This is a genomic window from Streptomyces sp. NPDC030798 (assembly GCF_055572275.1).
The window spans coordinates 158,158-176,970 of sequence record NZ_JBVIDR010000001.1 but is presented as its reverse complement, the minus strand read 5'-3'; the positions used below and the strand labels follow the sequence as shown (position 1 = coordinate 176,970).

The following is an 18,813-nucleotide window of genomic DNA, read 5'->3' as shown; positions in this document are numbered from 1 at the left end:
AGTTCAGGTGAGAGCAGAGTGGCGTATGGGACCACCGGGATTCCAGCGCGGGGGAGACCCGTCAGCTCTTCGTAACAAGCGAGGCGTGCTGTCCCGCAGGACGACGTCCACGGCCGGGCACGTGCCGGCTGTGTGCCCGCCGGGAGGGGGTGTCAGACCACGGCGAGCCGGTCCACCAGCAACTCCACCCTCTGCTCGGTGTACTCCGGGGGCAGCCGTCCCGACCGGGTCAGGGTCGCCACCCCGTGCAGGGACGCCCAGAACACCTCGGTGAACAGCCCCGCGTCGACGCCGTCCCCGGTGACCTCGCCGAGGCACTCCAGCAGCGCGGCGAAGGCGTCCTTAAGAGGTTCCGGGGTGTCCTCCTGCGCGTAGGCGAGACCGCCGTCGAGCTGGAAGATGGCGTCGTAGACCGCCGGGTTGCGTTCGGCGAAGTCGAGATAGGCGCGCGCGAGGGCGGCGACCCGCTCGCGCGGGCCGTCCACGGCGGCGGTCGCGGTCCGCACCGCCACGGCCAGCTCGGTGGCGCCCTGCAGGGCGACGGCGCCGATGATCTCGCGCTTGCCGCGGAAATGGCTGTAGAGGACGGGCTGGCTGTATTCGATGCTTTCGGCGAGCCGACGGGTGGTGACCGCGTCCCAGCCCTGCCGCTCGGCGAGTTCACGGGCCGTCGCCACGATGAGGCGCTCGCGCTCCGCCCGTTCCCGCTGCTTGCGTTCCTGTACCGACATGATTCGATTCTAGCACCGCTAGACAAGAGAGCGGCAGCAGTACTAGCGTTGCCTCATCAGCTAGCAACGCTAGATGTCCAGGGGGTCATCATGCTCAACGCACTCGAGGTCGTCACCACGGTGGTCGTCGGCGTGATGGTGGGGGTGGAGTTCTCCGTCGCCTTCGTCATCGGCCCGATCCTCGACGCACTGCCCGAGGACAGTGGCCAACTCGGTCACGCCCACGGGGGCCGGATGCTCGGCGCGGTGATGCCGGTCTGGTACATCGGCTCGCTCGCCCTCGTCGCGGTCTGGGCCATCGCCGGACGGCACCACCACGGCACGGGCCTCGTCGTCACCGCCGGTGCGCTGCTGATCCTCAGCGTGATCATGTCGATCCTGCTGCTCGTCCCGATCAACAACCGGAACAAGACGTGGACCCCTGACAACCGGCCCGCCGACTGGAAGCAGCAGCTGAACCGTTGGGGCCGCTTCCACTACGTCCGCGTCGCCGTCATCATCGCCGCCTTCGCCCTGCTGGTCGCCGCCCTCACCTGAGCCCGCGGGCCCATCCGCCCGGCCGCCCGCAACTGCAAGCCCACCAAGACTCGCAAGGAGAAGAACAGTGCCCCTGAAGAAGATCAACACCGTCCTGGTCACCGCCTTCGTCCTCTTCATCCTCTGGTTCGGGACGGAGTTCATCCTCAGCCCGGAGACGGCGGCGGCGGGCTTCGGTCTGCCGAGCCGGCCGTCCGGCGACGGCGGCGGCTTCCTGATCATCAAGGGCATCCGCGACGTCGTCCTGGCCCTGGTCCTGGGCATCCTGCTGGTGACGGGCCACCGTCGGGCGCTGGGCTGGGTGCTGATGGTGGAGGCCCTCGCCGCGTACGGCGACATGACCACCGTGCTGGCCCACCACGGCTCCGTGGCCACCGCGCTCGGAGTCCACGGCCTGACCGCGACGCTGATGCTGGGCACCGGCCTGCTGATGATGCGCGAGACCCGCAAGGTCGCGGCCGCTCCGGCGACGCCCGTCCCGCAGCCCGCCTGACCCCGACCACGGCGGGTGCACGCTGCCGGACTCACCTCTGACGACATGGTGCGGTGTGCCCGGCCTCCAGGAGGCCGGGCACACGCGCTCCCGCCCCGCGCACGACTGAGCGGATACTCGTGTCCGTACACCACGCCGGCCTGCGAAATGGAGTGCTGCCGCTCATGACTGCGAAGAACACCGGGTTGCCCGGCGGTGTCGCCCTCTCGCATCTGTCGGTGTACGACTGGCCTGCCCCTGACGGGGCGTGCGGAGGTACCCCTCATATGCACCTGGCGTGCTCGGAGGCCTATGTCGTCACTGGTGGCCGGGGTGCCGTGCAGACGCTGACCGCGTCCGGGTACGCGGTCACCCCGCTCCAGGCCGGCACGGTCGCCTGGTTCACGCCCGGCACCATCCACCGGCTGGTCAATGAGGGAGATCTGCGCATCACCGTGCTGATGCAGAACAGCGGGCTGCCGGAGGCGGGGGACGCCGTCCTCACCCTGCCCCCGGAGTACCTGACCGATCCCGAGACGTACGCACGCGCCACCGTCATCCCCGCCGGCGCACCCGGGGAGGAGCAGGAGCGCCTGGCGCGGGCCCGGCGGGATCTCGCCCTGGAGGGGTACCGGGCACTGCGCGAGGCCGAGGGACCTGAGGCGCTGGCCGAGTTCCACCGGGCCGCCGCCGCACTCGTACGGCCGCGCATCGCCGAGTGGCGCGAGCGGTGGCGGCAGGGTGCCGAGGCCGCCGCCGCAGCCACCGGCGTACAACTCGACTCGCTGGAGCGGGGGGAATTCCCCCACCTCGTGGACGCTGCTGTGAGGTCGGAGCAGCCCGCTGCCCGGGGGAAGCCCGGGATGTGCGGTCGGCTCGAGGTGTACCAGAACTGAGCGTGTCGCACGTCTCGGCAGGTGCGACGTGCCTCCAGGGTTCGGCGCCCGACCTCGGTGCCTTCGAACGCTGACGCCCGTGACAGGGGAACGAACTCCCCTGTCACGGGCGGCCGTCAGCCGGAGGCCTCACCGCACGTCAGCGTCGGCATCGCCCAGTCACCGTGGTCGTTGCCGTTTCCGTCGCCGGCGTCACCGACCTCGAGGTCGACCACCTGGGCGCCGCTGACGTCGACGTCGATCGGCACCGCGGCCTGTTTGCCGCGGAGCGTCGGCGTGGTCACCAGGGTCTTGCCGTCGGCGGTCACGGAGAACGTCACCGTTCCCGCACCGCCCGTCTCGTCGTCGACGCCGACGTTCGCCGTCAACCGGGAGCACTTCCCGCCGAGGTAGAGCTGGACGTCGCTGACCGCGTTGGTGCCCAGGCCCTTGGCGTAGCCGACACCGGCGACACGGATCGCACGGCCGTCCCCGGCGGCCTGTTCGCCGACGCTGCTGTCACGTTCCACCGGACCCCACCCGTTGGTGGACGACAGGAACGGCAGGTCGCTCACCGCGCTCTTCCCGGCCGGCGGAGCCGGAGGGATGCCGCGGACGACGCGCTCGTCACCCCCGGTGGCCTGCCGTCCCTTCTGCTGGTAGTGCACGGTGGCGGTGAGGGCCGAGGCGGACGGCAGCTTCCCGGCCGGCGGCTGGACCTTCCAGGTGAAGGTGGCCGATCCGCCGGACGGCACGCGCTTGACCTCCGTGGGGCTGGTGGCACTGACGCTCCAGCCGTCCGGCGCGGACAGCGAGGCCGTCAGCCGGGACGCGGTCGGCCGGTCCTCGGGCACCCGCACCGTCGCCTCGGCCGTGAAGGCCTGCGCCGACTGGGCGGTGTCCGGCACGTCCAGGGTGACATCGGCTCCCGGACGCTTCGGCATCGCGTACTTCTCGTCGTCGTAGCGGGGGCTGTCGTTCTGCGCGACGCGCAGGGACGAGGCGTAGCTGCCGTAGTCGGTCAGCGAGACCTTGCCCAGCCCGCCGGTGCTGCCGTCCAGGTTCCACACGGCGATGGCGACGCTGTTCCGGCCGTTCGGGTTCAGGATCCCGTTGGGGACCGGGAACGTGCTCTGCGGGCCGAGGTAGTTGACGTAGTTGCCGACCTGCCAGCCGTTCACGAAGATCGTGGCGCGGTACTTGCGTGACGGGTCGTCGGTGAACGTCAGCCCGAGCGAGGTGTCCTGGCCGTGCGGCAGGTTCAGGTTCACGTCGGTGCGGTACCAGGAGACCCCGGGGCGCTTGTCGGTCGTCGGCAGGGACACCGGGTCCCAGTTCTTGTCCGGAAGGCCCGGCAGGGACCAGCCGGCCCGGTCGCCGTACAGACCGCCCGTGGAGAGCGGGCCGCGCACCGTGTCCTGCGGGTCCTCGCCCCCTCGCACGCCCTGCAGCCGCCAGGTGACGGACGTGAGCGGCGCCCCGACGAGGGAGGCACTGGTCAGACCACGTGCGGTCGTGTTGCCGTTGGTGGAGTTGTAGTCCTCCTCGTGCCCCATGTTCACCGTGAGCACGGAGATCACGTTGTCGCCCTTCGACTTCACCGAACCGTCCGGGAAGGCGAAGTCGGCGCTGCCGGTGGTGGAGCTGCCCAGGAAGGAGCCGTTCAGCCAGGCGGAGAACGCCTGCGCCTTGCCGCCGGAGTCCGACACCAGGTGGATGCCCGACTCCTTGCCGGAGGCGCGGAAGCGGCCGCGGTACCAGGTGTTGCCGGTGTGGAAGCCGTAGTCGTCCGCGTAGAGCACCGGCAGCGAGTTGACGCCGGAGACGCTGTTGGTGGTGGTCTTGTCGGCCACCTGCCAGCTCGAGTCGTCGAAATCGGGGGCGGCTTCGGGAGATTCCTCGGCGTGCTTCCAGTTCGTGAGGGCCGGCAGGTGTATCGCGGCGGCCACCGGTATCTTCCCGGTGAGGCTTCCCGTGTCGGTGGCCCGGGTCTTCAGTTCCCTGCCGTTCCAGGTGACGTGGGCGGCGGAGGTGAACACCTCGATGTTCTTGTCGTCGGCGTTGTCGCCGGTGAGCGCCACGGTGCGGCCGCCGTCCCGGCTGGTCGCCGTCCGCAGCAGGTGGGTGCCGCGCACGAGCACCGGGCCGGCCGCCGTGTCCTGCCGCCAGAAGGTCTTCGCCGTGTCCTTGTCGCCGACGAGCAGTTGCAGCGGGCGCGCTCCGCCGCCGCTGATGGCGATGCGGATCAGGCCCTTGTGCGTGTAGTTCAGCCGCAGGTCACCGGTGGCCGCGTCCCACGTGGTCGTGACCGTGCCGCCGCTGCTGGTCACGGTGGGCTTGGAGGAGTAGCGCAGCACGGTCTCGCCGTCGCTGCCCGGGTCGCCGTAGAGCACGGCGACGTCCCGGTTGCCGATGGCGGCGTGCGTCATGATCTCCGACGTCGAGTACTGCAACTGCGCGTCCCCGAGCCGGTAGTTCGCCACGATCACGTGCGAGTCGCGGCCGTCGAGGGTGATCGCTGTGCCCGGCTGCTGCGGTACGACCGGGTAGGTCGGCTCCGCGGCGGCGGCGCCCGTCGGCACGTCGATGGCGTCGATGGACACGTAGTTGTCCGTCGACCCCGAGCCGTGGTTCCCGTTGACGACGATCTTCAGCGTGTGTGCCCCGGACGACAGGCCGGTCTTCTGGAAGACCACCGCCTGGTTCTCGTTGCCGGAGTCGTCGACCGTCGCGACCTTGGTGCCGTCGAGGTAGACGTCGGCGTTGCCGTGGTTGTCGGTCTTCGAGCCGATCCAGCGGATCGCCGTGCCGTCGAAGGGGACGGTGACCGAGTCACCGGCCTTGTCGGAGAACGACTCGGTGTGCTTGTAGTCGCCTCCGGTGTAGCTCTGGTCGGCCACGTGCGACCACGAACCGGTGTACTGCAGCGCGGAGTCGGGGTCGTCCCAGGTGTAGGTGGTGTCCCCGGACGGCCGGGCGTTGAAGTCCAGCGAGATGTGGGTCTTGTCGACCGCCGTGGACGTGGAGTTCCCGTGTCGCAGGACGTGGAACTGCGTCTTGCTGTCGGGGTTCATCCGGGCGGTGTCGACGACCGCGGAGTCGTCCGGCGGCGTGGCCCTGATCGCCTCGGTCTTGGTCAGCGGGGCGACCGACTGCGTGAGGTACCCGATCAGCTTGTCCTCGTAGTACTTCGGGTCCAACTGGCGGTTCTCGCGGATCGCGGCACCGTAGTCGTAGGACGTGTAGTTCTCCGGCATGCCCAGCCAGCCCCAGTTGGTGCCGCCGTAGGTCATGTAGAAGCTCTGCGCGGTGGCGCCGACGGCTATGTTCTGCTTGTAGAACACGTTCGCGAACTGGTCGTTGATCAGCTGGGCGCACTTGTCGTAGCCCGGCCCGCCCCAGGGGTCGAAGGCGCCGCCCTGGAACTCCGGTGAGTACAGCGGCTTACCGTTCGGGTGGTCGTAGCTGATGTCGGGGACACCGTTCCACTTCGAGGGGTTCGAGCAGTTGAAGCCCTGCGGGTAGGAGTCCGGTCCGTCGACGTCCAGGGCGCCGGTACCGGAGTTGAAGGTGCCGTTGTTGTTGCCGGTCAGCGGCACCGTGATGCCGTCGGCGCGGGCCTTGTCCTCCAGGTGCTTCATGTACGAGCGGCCGGCTGACGAGCCGTTGTAGTACTCGTTCTCGACCTGGTAGGCGATGACGGAGCCGGTGCCGTTGGTCAGTTGGTGACGGGCGATGATCCGGTCGATCTGCGTCAGCCACTCGTCGGCGTACTTCAGGAACTGCGGGTCGTCACTGCGGTTGTGCCCGGCCTTGGTGGTCATCCAGCCGGGCAGGCCGCCGCTGTCGACCTCCGCGTTGATGTACGGCGCCGGGCGGGCGATCACGTAGAGCCCGGCCTCCTGGGCCATGTCGAGCAGCTTGTCGACGTCTCGGACTCCGCTGAAGTCGTACACACCCGGCTTCGGCGAGTGGTACCCCCAGTCGAAGTACAGAGAGGTGGAGTTGAACCCGGCGGCCTTCATCTTCTGGAAGATGTCGCGCCACAGGTCCGGGCTCGGGAGCCGGAAGTAGTGGAACTCGCCGGACCACAGATAGGTCCGCTTGCCGTCGACGAGGAACGAGTAGCCGTCGAGACTCACCGTGTGTGCGCCCGGACTGGCCCCCGACACGCCGGCGGGTGCCTGCCCGCCGGCGTTCTGCGCCGCGGCGGGCGCGGCCATGCCCGCGGCCAGGGCGAGGGCCGCGGCTGTCGCGAGCCCCGCTCTCCACCACCGACGGCGACCGGGTCTTGCAGCCTCTGAACCGATCGGAATACTCCGCACTGCGGCCTCCATACCGCCCGAGCAATCAGTATCAAACAGACTCAGGCAAAGCCGAACAGTAAAGGGGCGCAAGGCTCAACACAATGGGGCCGCAGGCGGCAACCGGTGCAAGTGCCGAGAGGCGCCTCTCAGGCGCAAGAAAACCTTTGCTCCAGGCAAAGATTGCATGGTGCAGGAGGCGGAGCGCGGGTGGTGGCGAAGTGCTTAGGGTATGAAGGTGGATTTGGTTATTTGTCCATAAAAGGTGAGCCTCCGGTGGTGAAAGAGCAGGCGCCCGAGTTGCCCGGCGTACTCGGAGCGGGGCAGGCCGCGGATCTGCCGTACCAGCAGTCCGCTCTCGATGCTGCTCGCGCCGTGGCCCAGGCTGCCGCTCTGCTGGCCGCCGCGCTGGGGGCGTCGGGTCTTGCCGGCTGGATCTTCGGCGTCGACATCCTGAGGCACGTGCCCGGCGCCGATGCGGTCATGGCCGCGAACACCGCCGTGGCTCTGCTGACCCTGGGTGTCGCCCTGTTCCTGCCGGCTCGCCGCCGGGTCGCCCGCTGGGCGATCACCACGGCCCGTGTGACCGCCGCGCCGGCCCTGGTTCTCGGCGGACTCACCCTGGTGGAGTACGGGACCGGGGCGGGCCTGGGCATCGATCAACTGCTCTTCGCGGACCACACCGTGATGGCCTCAGGGACGCCCGGCCGGATGGCGCCGAACACGGCGGCGGCACTCGTGGTCGGGGGCGTGGCGGCCCTGTGCGCGAGCACGCCCCGGCTGCCCGCCTGGACGAGCCAGGTCCCGGGCCTGGCCGTCCTCACGCTGGGGATGCTGCGGCTCTACGGGTTCGCGTACGCCGTGCCCGAACTGGAACGGTTCGGGGCGTACAACGGGATGGCCGTGTACACCGGGGTGGCTCTGGTGCTGCTGGGGATCGCGGCCTTCTTCGCCCGGCCGGCCCGGGGGCCTGCCGGGCTCCTGATGAACGCGGGCACCACGGGTGCGCTGGGGCGCCGGCTGTTCGCCACTGTCCTGGTGGTGCCGCCGCTGCTGGGCGGCCTCGTCCTCGCCGGTGAGGACGCGGGACTGTTCGGAACGCGTCTGGGCACCGCGCTGCTGGTGTGCGGGTGCGTGACCGTGTGCGCCGCGATCATCTTCTCGGCCCTGGCCGTGGGCCGCCGCGTCGAGGTGGCCCACGCCCGTGCCGAATGGCAGGTGCGGCAGAACCAACTGCTGCAGGCGTTCATCGACCACACGCCCGCGGTGGTGTTCATCAAGGACCTGGACGGGCGCTTCCTGGCGGTCAACACGACGTTCGAGGAGAGTCTGGGCCTGCCCCGCGAACGGGTGCTGGGCCGCCGGGACCTGGATGTCATGCCGGCCGACCTCGCGCGTCAGGCGCGGGCCACCGACCTCGCCATGCTGGCCGAGGGCGGCCCCATCCAGCGAGAGGAGCTGCTCGCTCTGCCGGGAGGTCCACGAGACTTCCTCACCAGTCTGTTCCCGCTCAAGACCTCGTCCGGCACGCCCTACGCCGTGTGCGGTGTGGTCATCGACATCACTGATCGCGTCGCGGCCCAACGCGAGGTCCGGCGGGCCAACCGGCGCTTCCTCGCGCTGCTGGAATCGGCCCCCGACGCCCTGCTGATCACGGACGGTCAGGGCGTCATCGTCATGGCCAACGCGCAGGTGCAGAAGATGTTCGGCCATGCGCCGTCCGACCTCCTGGGCACCACGGTCGTCGACCTGGTGCCCGCCGCCCGGCGTGCGAGGCACCGCGCTCTGCTCCGCGCCTACCTGCGCCAGACGGACCCGAAGCCGATCGTCGTGGACCGGGGCCTGTACGGGCTGCGCAGCGACGGCGCCGAGTTCCCCGTCGAGGTGAGTCTCAGCAGCCTCCGGGCCGAAGAGGAGACCCGGGTGTTCCTGACCGTACGGGACATCACCGAACGCAGGCAGGTCGAGGCCGAGCGCGCCGAGCGCTACGAGGAGCACCGGCACATCGCCTACACCCTGCAGCACAGCCTCATGGGTGATCCGGCCCGTCTTCCCCACCTGCCCAGCGCTCACCGGTACCTGGCATCCGTCCGGGACCCCGGAGTGGGCGGTGACTGGTTCGACATCGTTCCGCTGGACCGGGACCGTACCGGGATCGTCGTGGGCGATGTGATGGGACGGGGGCTGGAGGCGGCGGCCGTCATGGGCCAGATGCGCGCGGCCTCCCACGCGCTGGCCCGCACGGGAGTACCGCCCAGCCGGCTCATGGCCGGGCTGGACGCGTTCGTCGCCGATCTGGCGGACCAGCTCGTCACCTGCGTCTATCTGGTGGTGGATCAGAGCGCCCAAGAAGTCACCCTGTGCTCCGCGGGACACCTCCCCGTCATCGTCCTCCCCCCGGACGGACCCGCTCGGCGGCTGTGGACACCGGTCGGAGTCCCCCTCGGCGTCAATGATCCCGGCGGCACCGGGGTGCCCTTCCGGCAGACGACCCAGCCGCTGCCGTCGGGCAGCACTCTCGCGCTCTACACCGACGGCCTGGTCGAGAGACCCGGCACCGACATCGAGGCGCAGATCGACGTTCTCGCCCGCACTCTCGCCCTCGAGCTCAAAGCGGATCGGCAGCGGCTCGAGCAGGCGGCGACCTGTCTGGTCAGAACCCTCATTCCGGACACGGAGGCGCATGACGACGACGTCACGCTGCTCCTCGTGGGGTTGCCCGAACGGGACGCAGAAGGCCGCCGCGGCCTGCCGTCCGCGCAGGCGCGAACGTCCCCGTCGGCCGATGGCGGCCAAAATCGGTAGATTTGGTCAGTAGGTCCCACGGCTGTCCGACATGCGACGGCCGCGCCCGTGCTCATGAACCTCGCAGGCGAGGCACTATGTCCGACCTGAGTGCGCCGATCCTGGCCACGTTCCTCGTTTACGTGGCCGTGATGATCGGAACCGGCGTCTGGGCCTACGGCCGTACGCACACCTTTGCCGACTTCGCTCTGGGCGGCCGTCGGCTGCCGGCGTTCGTCGCGGCCCTGTCCGCAGGGGCCAGCGACATGTCCGGCTGGCTGTTCCTGGCCTTTCCCGGGGCCGTGTACGCGGCCGGTGTCGGGGCGAGCTGGATCGCGGTCGGCCTGGTGGTCTGCACCTATCTGAACTGGCTGTTCGTCGCGCCGAGGCTGCGCACCTACACCGAGCGCGCCGGGAACGCCGTGAGCCTGTCGGCCTATCTGGAGGAGCGGTTCGAGGACCGCACCCGGATGCTGCGGATGGTCTCGGCGACGGTGACCCTGGTGTTCTTCACCGTCTACGTCGCCAGTGGGCTCGTGGCCGGCGGACTGTTGTTCGGGCACATCTTCGGTGCCGGATTCCGGCTCGGAATCTCCCTGACCGCTCTGGTCATCGTCGTCTACTCGTGTCTGGGCGGATTCCTGGCCGTGAGTCTGACCCACGTCCTGCAGGCCACGCTGATGTTCCTCGCCCTGCTCGTGGTTCCCGTGGTCGGTATCGCGACGCTCGGCGGCTTCGGGACGCTTCGCGACTCCCTCAACAGCAAGACACCCGGCCTGCTGGACATGGATGCCAAGGTCGACTTCACGGACGGACGGTGGTCGGCGGCCGGCGGATCACTCGGCGCCGTCGCGGTGATCTCGCTGCTTTCCTGGGGTCTCGGCTACTTCGGCCAGCCGCACATCCTGGCCCGCTTCATGGGTATTCGCAGCACGAAGGCCCTGCCGGCAGCCCGGCGCATCGGAACGGGATGGGTCACCGTCGTCCTCGCCGGTGGCACGTTCGTCGGTCTGCTGGGCGTCGCGCAGTCCGGCACGCCGCTGCACGACCCGCAGACGGTGTACATCAACCTGAGCCGCATCCTGTTCAGCCCGTGGGGTGCCGGGGTGATGCTGATCGCGGTCCTCGCGGCCATCATCTCGACCGCCGACAGTCAGCTCCTCGTCTCCTCCGTCGCCCTCACCGAGGACTTCTACCGCGCGTTCCTCAACCGGCGCGCCTCGGACCAGGCACTGGTGTGGGTGGGACGCGCCGCCGTCGTCGTCGTGACGCTGGTGGCTTCTCTGCTCGCGCTCAGAGGCGGCGGGCTGCTGAGCATCGTGGGCTACGCCTGGGCGGGCTTCGGCGCCGCCTTCGGCCCGGTCGTCGTGCTCTCGCTCTACTGGCCGCGCATGACCTGGGCCGGCGCCATGGCCGGGATCGTCTCCGGCGCGGCCACGGTGCTCCTGTGGAAGCAGGTCAATCCGCTGCTCGGTCCCCCCTGGTCAGGGGTCTACGAGATGCTTCCGGGCGTCCTGGTCGCCACGGCCGCCGCGCTGGTCTTCGGCAGGTTCGTCGGCCGGCCCCCGAAACGCGCCTTCTGGCGGATGCCAGGCGGTGGGGTGAGCCAGCTGACGCTCACTCCCTTCCTCGCCCATGCGCCGGTCGGTATCGCCGTCCTCGACACGGACCTGCGGTATGTCTGGGTGAACGAAGCGCTGGAACGCCAGATCCCGCTGAAGCAGCGGCTGGGCCGGCGGATGGCGGACCTCCTGCCGAAGGCCGAGGCGGAGGCCTTCGAGGAGCAGATGCGCCGCGTCCTGGAGACCGGCGCTCCGGTGATGGACCACGAATACCACGGGGTGGACCATGCGGACCCCGACCGAAGCCGGGCGGTCTCCGCCTCCTTCTTCGCGATGAAGGACCGTCACGACCGGAACGTGGGCGTCTGGTACATGATCATCGACATCACCGAGCGACGGCGGGCTCAGGAACGCCTGGCCTTGCTCAACGATGCCGCTGCCCGCATCGGCAGCACCCTGGACGTGACGCGGACCGCGCAGGAACTGGCCGACGACGCCGTGCCGGCCGTCGCCGACTTCGTCGCCGTCGACCTGCTGGACTCCGTCATGCGGGGCGAGGAACCGGCGCCCGGGCCGGTCGGCATGGCGCCCGTCATCCGACGGGCGGCGCAGCAGTCGGTACGCGAGGGCTGTCCCGAGGCGTCCCTGGCCGTGGGGGAGACGGTACGGCGCGCTCCTTCGTCGCCCGTGACCCGCTGTCTGATGGAGAGCAAGACCCTGGTCGAACCGGTCCTGGACCGCACCGACAGTCCGTGGGTGACCGCGGAGGAGACGCTGGGCGCCACGCTCCTCGACCACGACGTCCGCTCGGTGATGGTGGTCCCTGTGCGGGCACGGGGAGTCACTCTAGGCGCGGCGACGTTCGCCCGCTCCCGGCGGCTCGGGCCCTTCGACGAGGACGACGCACGTCTGGCCGAGGAACTCGTTTCCCGTGCGGCGGTGTGCATCGACAACGCACGCCGTTTCACGCGTGAGCGCACTGCGGCCCGGTCCATGCAGCGCTACCTGCTCCCGCAGGATCTGACCGGAGGATCCGCTCTGGAGGCGGCCTCCTGGTACCTCCCGGCGGATGCTCCCAGTGGTGTGGGTGGCGACTGGTTCGACGTGATCCCGCTGTCCGGAGCGCGCGTTGCCCTGGTCGTCGGAGATGTGGCCGGGCACGGTATCAATGCGGCGGCGACCATGGGGCGCCTGCGCGTCGCCGTACGCACACTCGCCAACCTCGACCTCTCGCCGGACGAACTGCTGGCCCATCTGGACGACCTGGTCATCGGCCTCATGGGAGCCCACACCGATGCTCCGACCGCGGCCGAGGGCGAGGCGACGGGCACCGCGTTCCTGGGCGCCACCTGTCTGTACGCCGTCTACGACCCGGTCACCGGGCGGTGCACCATGGCCCGGGCGGGTCACCTGCCACCGATGATCGTCCGACCCGATGGCGGCGCCGACATCCTGGACATGCCCGCCGGGCCGCCACTCGGTCTCGGCTACCTGCCCTTCCAGGCCATCGAGATCGAGCTGGCCGAAGGCAGCCTCGTCGCCCTCTACACCGACGGCCTCATCGAGTCCGTCGACCGGGACATCGACATCGGGCTCTCCCGGCTGGGCGATGCCCTCACGTCGCCTCTGCCCACCCTGGAGGAGACCGGCCGCAAAGTGATCGACACGCTCCTGACCGGTCCACCGGCCGACGACGCGGCCCTGCTCCTCGCCCGCACCCGCATACTGGCCCCGGACCAGGTGACCTTCTGGAGTCTGCCCAGCGATCCCGCCGCCGTCGCGCACGCCCGCACCCTCGCCGCCCGGCAGCTGACGGAATGGGGTGTCCCCGACCTCACATTCACCACGGAACTCATCGTCAGCGAACTGGTCACCAACGCCATCCGCCACGCGACCGGGCCGGTCGGCCTGCGGCTGATCCGGGACCGAGGCCTGATCTGCGAGGTCTCCGATGCCAGCAGCACCTCACCACGCCTGCGCCACGCACGGACCACCGACGAGGGCGGGCGGGGCCTGCTGATCGTCGCCCAGCTCGCCCACAGATGGGGCACCCGTTACACCGCCGGCGGCAAGATCATCTGGACCGAGCAGGCCATCCCGGCCGACCCGATCGCCTGACCGTGTCGAGGTCGCCGAAGGGAGGCCGGCGCGCGGAATCGTCGGTGCGACGCCCCCGTGCGTGGGGGGTGGCGGGGGCCTGTCGGCGGCCGGCGTCGCCCTGCTCGCGGGCTTCACACCATGGCGCCGTGCGACGTCCGACGGCCGACTCGGACCCCGGGGCAAGTCTTGCATGATGCAAAGGAAGTTTTCCAGCCGCGCGCACCGGATGGGCCGGCCTCAGTCGCCCGCGGCGAGCGCCACGTCACGGGGTGATGGCGTGCAACTCCACATGTGGAGTTGCCTGGTGACCTCGGTCAAGTCGCTGATGAACATCCCCGCGAGCTCGGCCGTGAACCCGGTGCGCACCACCAGACGCAGGACGGAGACGTCTTGGCAGGGAGCGGGGAAGGTGTACGCCGGCAGGTGCCAGCCCCGGGCCCGCATGGCCCGCGAGACGTCGAAGACCGTGAATCCCGCCGTGTCCGGCGCCAGGCGGAAGGCGAACGCCGGGAGTTCGGAGCCGTCGGTGATCAACTCGTAGGGGGGGATGCCCTTGATGCGCGTGGCCAGCGCACGGGCCGTCGCACGGGACTGGGCCGCCAAGTTCCGCAGCCCCTCGAAGCCGTACCGCAGGAAGCTGTAGTACTGCGCGACGACGTGCGCTCCCGGACGCGAGAAGTTGAGCGTGAAGCTGGGGGAGCAACCGCCGAGATAGTCGACCTCGAACACCAGGTCTTCGGGAAGCGCTTCGGCGTTGCGCCACAGGGCCCAGCCGAGGCCCGGGAAGACGTGTCCGAACTTGTGCCCCGAGGTGTTGATGGAGGCGACCCGTTCGAGCTGGAAGTCCCACATGAGGTCGGCGTCGAGGAAGGGAGCGACCAGGGCGCCGGACGCGCCGTCGACGTGCACCGGGATGTCGATTCCCGTGGCGGCCTGGTATCCGTCCAGAGCCAGGCAGATGTCCGCGACGGGTTCGTAGGAGCCGTCGAACGTGGATCCGAGCACGGTCACGACGCCGATGGTGTTGTCGTCGCAGTAGGCGGTGAGCGTCTCGGGCGTGAGGTGGTAGCGGCCCGGTTCCATCGGGACGTAACGCGGTTCCACCTCGAAGTAGTTGGCGAACTTCTTCCAGCACACCTGGACGTTGGCGCCCATCACGAGGTTCGGGCGTGCGATGTCCTTGCCCTGGGAGCGCCGGCGGTCCTGCCAGCGCCGCTTGAGTGCGAGACCGCCGAGCATGGCCGCCTCGCTCGAACCGGTGGTGGAGCACCCGCGCACCTGCTCCGGACGTGGTGCGTGCCAGAGCCGGGCGAGCATCCGGACACAGCGCTCCTCCATGGCGGCGATCTGCGGGTACTCGGCGCGGTCCGCGAGATTCTTCTCCGCGGTCTCCGCCATGAGCTGCCGTGCCTGCGGCTCCATCCATGTCGTCACGAAGGTGGCCAGGTTGAGCCGCGCGTTCCCGTCGAGCATCAGCTCGTCGCGTACGCGGCGGGAGGCCAGTTCCGGCGACGATTCGCCTGCGGGCAACTCGTCGATCGGCAGAAGGAGTCCGTCGGCGGGCTGGCCCGAGCCGGGAGAGGTGGAGAGGGACAGATCTGTTCCGAGCATGACATCGGTGTTCGGGATGGGCATGAGTGCCTCAATGTCTTTCTGGTCCGTGCGGCCCCGTGCATCTCCGACGCTAGATCTCTCCGCGGCACGACATGGGTGCCGATTACACCGATCCAGCGACCGGTTTGCGGACTGATGAACTGGATTTTCCCTTGTACATACTGGTCGTCGGCCTGTCGTCGCTCATGGGGCCGCTACGCCCTCCGCGTGGTCAACACCGTGGAAGGCGACCCGACCGGCGTCGCCGGGGCCGTCGATTCGCTCATCGAGCAGGGGGCGGCTGCACGGCGGGCCGTGAACTGGCCGCCGACGGCGACCTGACCGCGATGTTTGCCTACCGTGGCGCAGGAGGGGCTCAAACGCCTCGTGCACTCCATCGAGAACCCCGACGCGCCCCCCGTGCCGGCCAGTGAACCACCGGTCGACCTGGTGATCCGCGCCTCGACCGCACCCCCGCCGTCCCGGCCCGCCGCTGGGCGGAGCGGCAGATCGCCCCGACCGACAAAGGCAGCTGCACGATCGAGTCCCGCCTGGACGGCTACCGGCTCGACGTCTGGAACAACTCCACCACCGACGGAGGGCTCATCGACGTGTGGCTCCCTGGTGAAGCTGCCCTGACCCTTACGTAGTGAGTCCCGGCGCGGGGCAGGACCGACACCGGCCTGCCCCGTACTGGCATCACCGAGGCAAGTCCGCAGTTCGCCAGGTCAGCGCACCCTTCCCCGCGGTTTCAGGGGGACCGCCGGCAGTGCCGGCGCGGGCAGCGGAGCCCCGTCGTAACCCTTCACCTCGCCGAAACGCGTCCCCTTCATCCAGTCCTCGCGGGCCTGTTCGATCTCCTCCTGCGTACGTCCGATGAAGTTCCACCACATGAGGAGCTCCTCGGCGAACGGCTCGCCGCCCAGCAGCACGAGGCCGGCGTCCGACTCGGCGCGCAGGGGGAGCTCGGTGCGGCCGCAGCCCAGATAGAGCATCGAGCCCGGCAGCACAGGTACACCGTCCACGTGCACCTCGCCGGACATGGCCAGCACGCCGTACTCGAAGTCGGGCTCCAGGGGGAGGCGGACGTCGGCGCCCCGGGTGAGGGCGAGGTCGGCGCCGACGATCGGGGTGAACGCCGTACCGGGTGAGGAGGCGCCGTCGAGGCCGCCGAGGATCACGGTCGCCGTCAGCCCGGGCGCCGTGACCGTGGGCAGCTCCGGGTGGAACTCGAACTTCGGCGCGGTGTGGCGGTGTTCGTCCGGCAGGGCGACCCAGAGTTGGGCGCCGTGCAGGAAACGGGCGTGGGACTTCGGGCTCTCCTCGGAGTGGCTGATCGCCCGGCCCGAGGTCATCAGGCCCAGTTGCCTCGGCCGGATCGTCTGCAGGCTGCCGGTGGAGTCGCGGTGCAGCACCTCGCCCTCGTGCAGCCAGCTGACCGTCTGCAACCCGATGTGCGGATGCGGCGGGACCTGCATGCCGGGCTCGTCGGCGATGTCGTCGGGGCCGTAGTGGTCGACGAACGCCCAGGCGCCGATCATGCGCCGGCCGAGGTTCGGCAGCAGCCGGCGCACCTCGGTGGACTCGCCGAGCCGGACCCGGCGGGGGCTCAGCAGCTCGCGGACGGGCTCGGCGACGACGAATCCGCGTCCGCCGCACACGCTCGGCACGGGCGCGCGGTCAAGGTTGCTCATGCCGCACAACCTAGCGGGACCCCGACCGGGTTGCAGGGGACGAACGACGAAGCGTTGCGCACGGCGGGCGGCCCGGCCCGCGCCGGGCGCCCGGGAGCCCGGGTCACGGGGGCGGTGAGCTGGGGGGCGGCTCGGCCGCGGAGGGACGGGCCGGACCTGGGGAGCGGGCCGGCCGGGCGGGGTGGGGCTCGGTGCCGAGGACGGTGAAGAACGCCGGGGCGGCCGGTGCCGCCGGGCCGAGCAGACCCGCCGCGCCCCGGGCGGACCGGCCCGGCCGGTGGCCGCAGAGCGCAGATCGGCCGGTCCGAAGGACTCTGCAGGCCCTCCGGACGTCGGCCGAGCGCGCCCAGGGCCCCGCCGGCCCTGGACGTGACGGTGCCCCGCGACAGCCCCGGCGTCGCCGTGATCCGGGCCTCGGTCGGGTGCGACCAGCGGCGCCGGACCAGTACCTCGCGCTGCCGCGAGGTCGGCGTCCGCAGCGCCGCCGGCACCTCGCGGTGGTCCGCGTGCAGCAGGACGTCCTGTACCGGGGCGGGCGCGTGCTGCTCCCCTTCGGGGGGTGTGCGCCCGTACGGTACTGCGCCGGCGCAGCACCTGGCGGGCTTCCGTTCAGCTCGTCGACCAGCAGCGCCGCGAGGCGCACCAGGGAGCCGCGGACCTGGTCGGGCCGGGCCTTCGGCCGACCTCTTCGCCGTGCTCACCCGTTCGAGGCACTCGTCGCTGCGCCTGCGTGTGTCCGTGTCGCGGACGCCCGAGTGTGCGCAACGTGCGAGTGCGGAGACGGCAGGACGGTGAGGGCTGATGATCGTATCGGTGGTGTCGATGCCCGAAGGGACCACCACGCGTACGGGCCTGGAGGAGGCAGGGGAGCGCCTCGTCGTATCCGATTTCCTGCTCGTCGACGTCCAACTGCCCGACGGCCAGGCGGCCGACCGGCGGCGGGTGGTCGGCGGTCTGGGTCTGGGCGCCGGGACTCCGGCCTGGTTCGGCACCGCGGGTGAGCCGGCGCGGGCCCAGTTCCTCGGCGACAGCGCCGGTTTCGTCGTACCCGTCGTCGAGGACGGCCGAGTCGTCCACGTCCATGCCCTGGTCACGGAGCGGCACCTGATCACGGTCCACTGGGGGCCGACCGAGCCGCCGGAGAGTCTCCTGCTCAGACTCGGGCAGGAAGGCCCTCCCGACACCGTGGCCGTGCTGTTCCTCCTCCTGGAGGAGGCCCTGGACACCTTTCGCCGGGCCGCGGTGGCGGACCTGCTGGTGGTGGAGGAACTCGAGGACGAGATGTTCGAGCGACGACACCCCGAACAGGTCTATCGTCTGGCCCGGCTGCGGCGGAGGGCCGCGCTGCTGCACCACCACCTGCTTCCTTATCTCCAGGCAACGGACGAGCTGTTGATGCGCAGGATGCTGAACCGGGACTTCCCGGAGGACCGTCACCGTCTGGCCCGGGAGTTCCAGCACACCGGCCGGCTGGTGCTCACGGACATCGAGTCCCTGCAGGAGGCCACCCGGCGGGCTTTCGCCAGCTACTCCTCCCTCGTGTCGGGCGAGCAGAACGGCGTGATCAACCGCCTGGCCATCGTGTCGACCATCTTCCTGCCGCTGACGTTCCTGACCGGATACTTCGGGATGAACTTCGCCTATCTGACGGGGGAGATGGCCGGCAGGGCCGTCTTCTGGCTGCTGGCCGTCGGGCTGCAGGTGGCCGTCCTGTGCGTCGCCCTGTACGTGCTGCACCGCACCCACCTCTGGCGAAGGCTTCGCGACGACGACGGGCTGGAACACGGGTGAAGCGGTGGCTCACTCGTTCGCGAACGAGAAGCTGCGCCACAGGCCGGTGGACCTGACCGCCTCGGCGGACGACGGTCCGTCCAGGTAGACGCTCTCCCCGCCGCGCGGAATCGTGCAGTTGGGGGTCGTATACATGATCAGGCTGCTCGTCGTGTAGTTGGCGACGCGGGTCACGCCCTCGGGGAAGCGGTGGCATCCGCCCATCACCAGGTTCGAGAGGGTCTCCACGTGCCTGACGCCGTGGTGCGCGACGATCTGGCCGTTGGCCTGTTCCTCGCAACCGCTGAGACCGAGGCAGAGCACGGCGATGCCGATGAGCGCGGCCGTGGATCGTGAAGCGGGCATCGTGCCTCCTGTGCCAGGGGGTGGG

The 18,813-nt window shown here is 70.1% G+C and carries 11 protein-coding genes and 1 pseudogene; 7 read left to right on the top strand and 5 right to left on the bottom strand.

Annotated features, from left to right (window positions below):
- Positions 1-152: 152 nt before the first annotated feature.
- The gene (locus ACZ404_RS00755; RefSeq protein WP_468435101.1) at positions 153-731 is read right to left on the bottom strand and encodes a TetR/AcrR family transcriptional regulator; all 579 of its coding nucleotides are present in this window, start codon (positions 729-731) and stop codon (positions 153-155) included.
- 90 nt (positions 732-821) lie between these two features.
- On the opposite strand from ACZ404_RS00755, the gene ACZ404_RS00750 reads away from it, so the two are divergent.
- The 3 genes from ACZ404_RS00750 to ACZ404_RS00740 all read left to right on the top strand — a co-directional run bounded on the left by ACZ404_RS00750 (position 822) and on the right by ACZ404_RS00740 (position 2,636).
- Positions 822-1,268 (top strand): anthrone oxygenase family protein, encoded by a 447-nt coding sequence (locus tag ACZ404_RS00750; RefSeq protein ID WP_468435100.1) that lies wholly within the window; start codon positions 822-824, stop codon positions 1,266-1,268.
- Positions 1,269-1,335: 67 nt separating this feature from the next.
- A complete protein-coding gene (locus ACZ404_RS00745) occupies positions 1,336-1,761 on the top strand; it encodes a DUF4267 domain-containing protein (RefSeq protein WP_468435099.1) in 426 nt (141 codons plus the stop codon).
- A gap of 164 nt (positions 1,762-1,925) precedes the next feature.
- Complete coding sequence (locus ACZ404_RS00740; RefSeq protein WP_468435098.1) at positions 1,926-2,636, top strand: cupin domain-containing protein; 711 nt, start codon at positions 1,926-1,928, stop codon at positions 2,634-2,636.
- A gap of 116 nt (positions 2,637-2,752) precedes the next feature.
- On the opposite strand, the gene ACZ404_RS00735 is transcribed toward ACZ404_RS00740, so the two are convergent.
- Entirely contained in the window at positions 2,753-6,838 is a 4,086-nt protein-coding gene (locus ACZ404_RS00735; RefSeq protein ID WP_468435097.1) for a beta-galactosidase, read from the bottom strand.
- 357 nt (positions 6,839-7,195) lie between these two features.
- On the opposite strand from ACZ404_RS00735, the gene ACZ404_RS00730 reads away from it, so the two are divergent.
- Both ACZ404_RS00730 and putP read left to right on the top strand, forming a co-directional pair.
- Positions 7,196-9,724: a PP2C family protein-serine/threonine phosphatase gene (locus tag ACZ404_RS00730; RefSeq protein WP_468435096.1), complete on the top strand. Its 2,529-nt coding sequence runs from the start codon at positions 7,196-7,198 to the stop codon at positions 9,722-9,724.
- Positions 9,725-9,801: 77 nt separating this feature from the next.
- On the top strand, positions 9,802-13,383 hold the full coding sequence (putP, locus tag ACZ404_RS00725) for a sodium/proline symporter PutP (protein WP_468435095.1): 3,582 nt from the start codon (positions 9,802-9,804) through the stop codon (positions 13,381-13,383).
- A gap of 219 nt (positions 13,384-13,602) precedes the next feature.
- On the opposite strand, the gene ACZ404_RS00720 is transcribed toward putP, so the two are convergent.
- Complete coding sequence (locus ACZ404_RS00720; RefSeq protein WP_468435094.1) at positions 13,603-15,000, bottom strand: glutamate decarboxylase; 1,398 nt, start codon at positions 14,998-15,000, stop codon at positions 13,603-13,605.
- A gap of 318 nt (positions 15,001-15,318) precedes the next feature.
- Here ACZ404_RS00720 and ACZ404_RS00715 point away from each other — a divergent pair.
- Positions 15,319-15,597 (top strand): annotated as a pseudogene (locus ACZ404_RS00715) (hypothetical protein); the annotation flags it as partial.
- 89 nt (positions 15,598-15,686) lie between these two features.
- Here the strand turns inward: ACZ404_RS00715 and ACZ404_RS00710 are convergent.
- Positions 15,687-16,652: a pirin family protein gene (locus ACZ404_RS00710; RefSeq protein ID WP_468435093.1), complete on the bottom strand. Its 966-nt coding sequence runs from the start codon at positions 16,650-16,652 to the stop codon at positions 15,687-15,689.
- Positions 16,653-17,453: 801 nt separating this feature from the next.
- Here ACZ404_RS00710 and ACZ404_RS00705 point away from each other — a divergent pair.
- Positions 17,454-18,443: a CorA family divalent cation transporter gene (locus tag ACZ404_RS00705; protein WP_468435092.1), complete on the top strand. Its 990-nt coding sequence runs from the start codon at positions 17,454-17,456 to the stop codon at positions 18,441-18,443.
- Between the two features lie 9 nt (positions 18,444-18,452).
- Here ACZ404_RS00705 and ACZ404_RS00700 read toward each other — a convergent pair whose 3' ends face one another.
- On the bottom strand, positions 18,453-18,788 hold the full coding sequence (locus ACZ404_RS00700; protein WP_468435091.1) for a hypothetical protein: 336 nt from the start codon (positions 18,786-18,788) through the stop codon (positions 18,453-18,455).
- Positions 18,789-18,813: the final 25 nt, after the last annotated feature.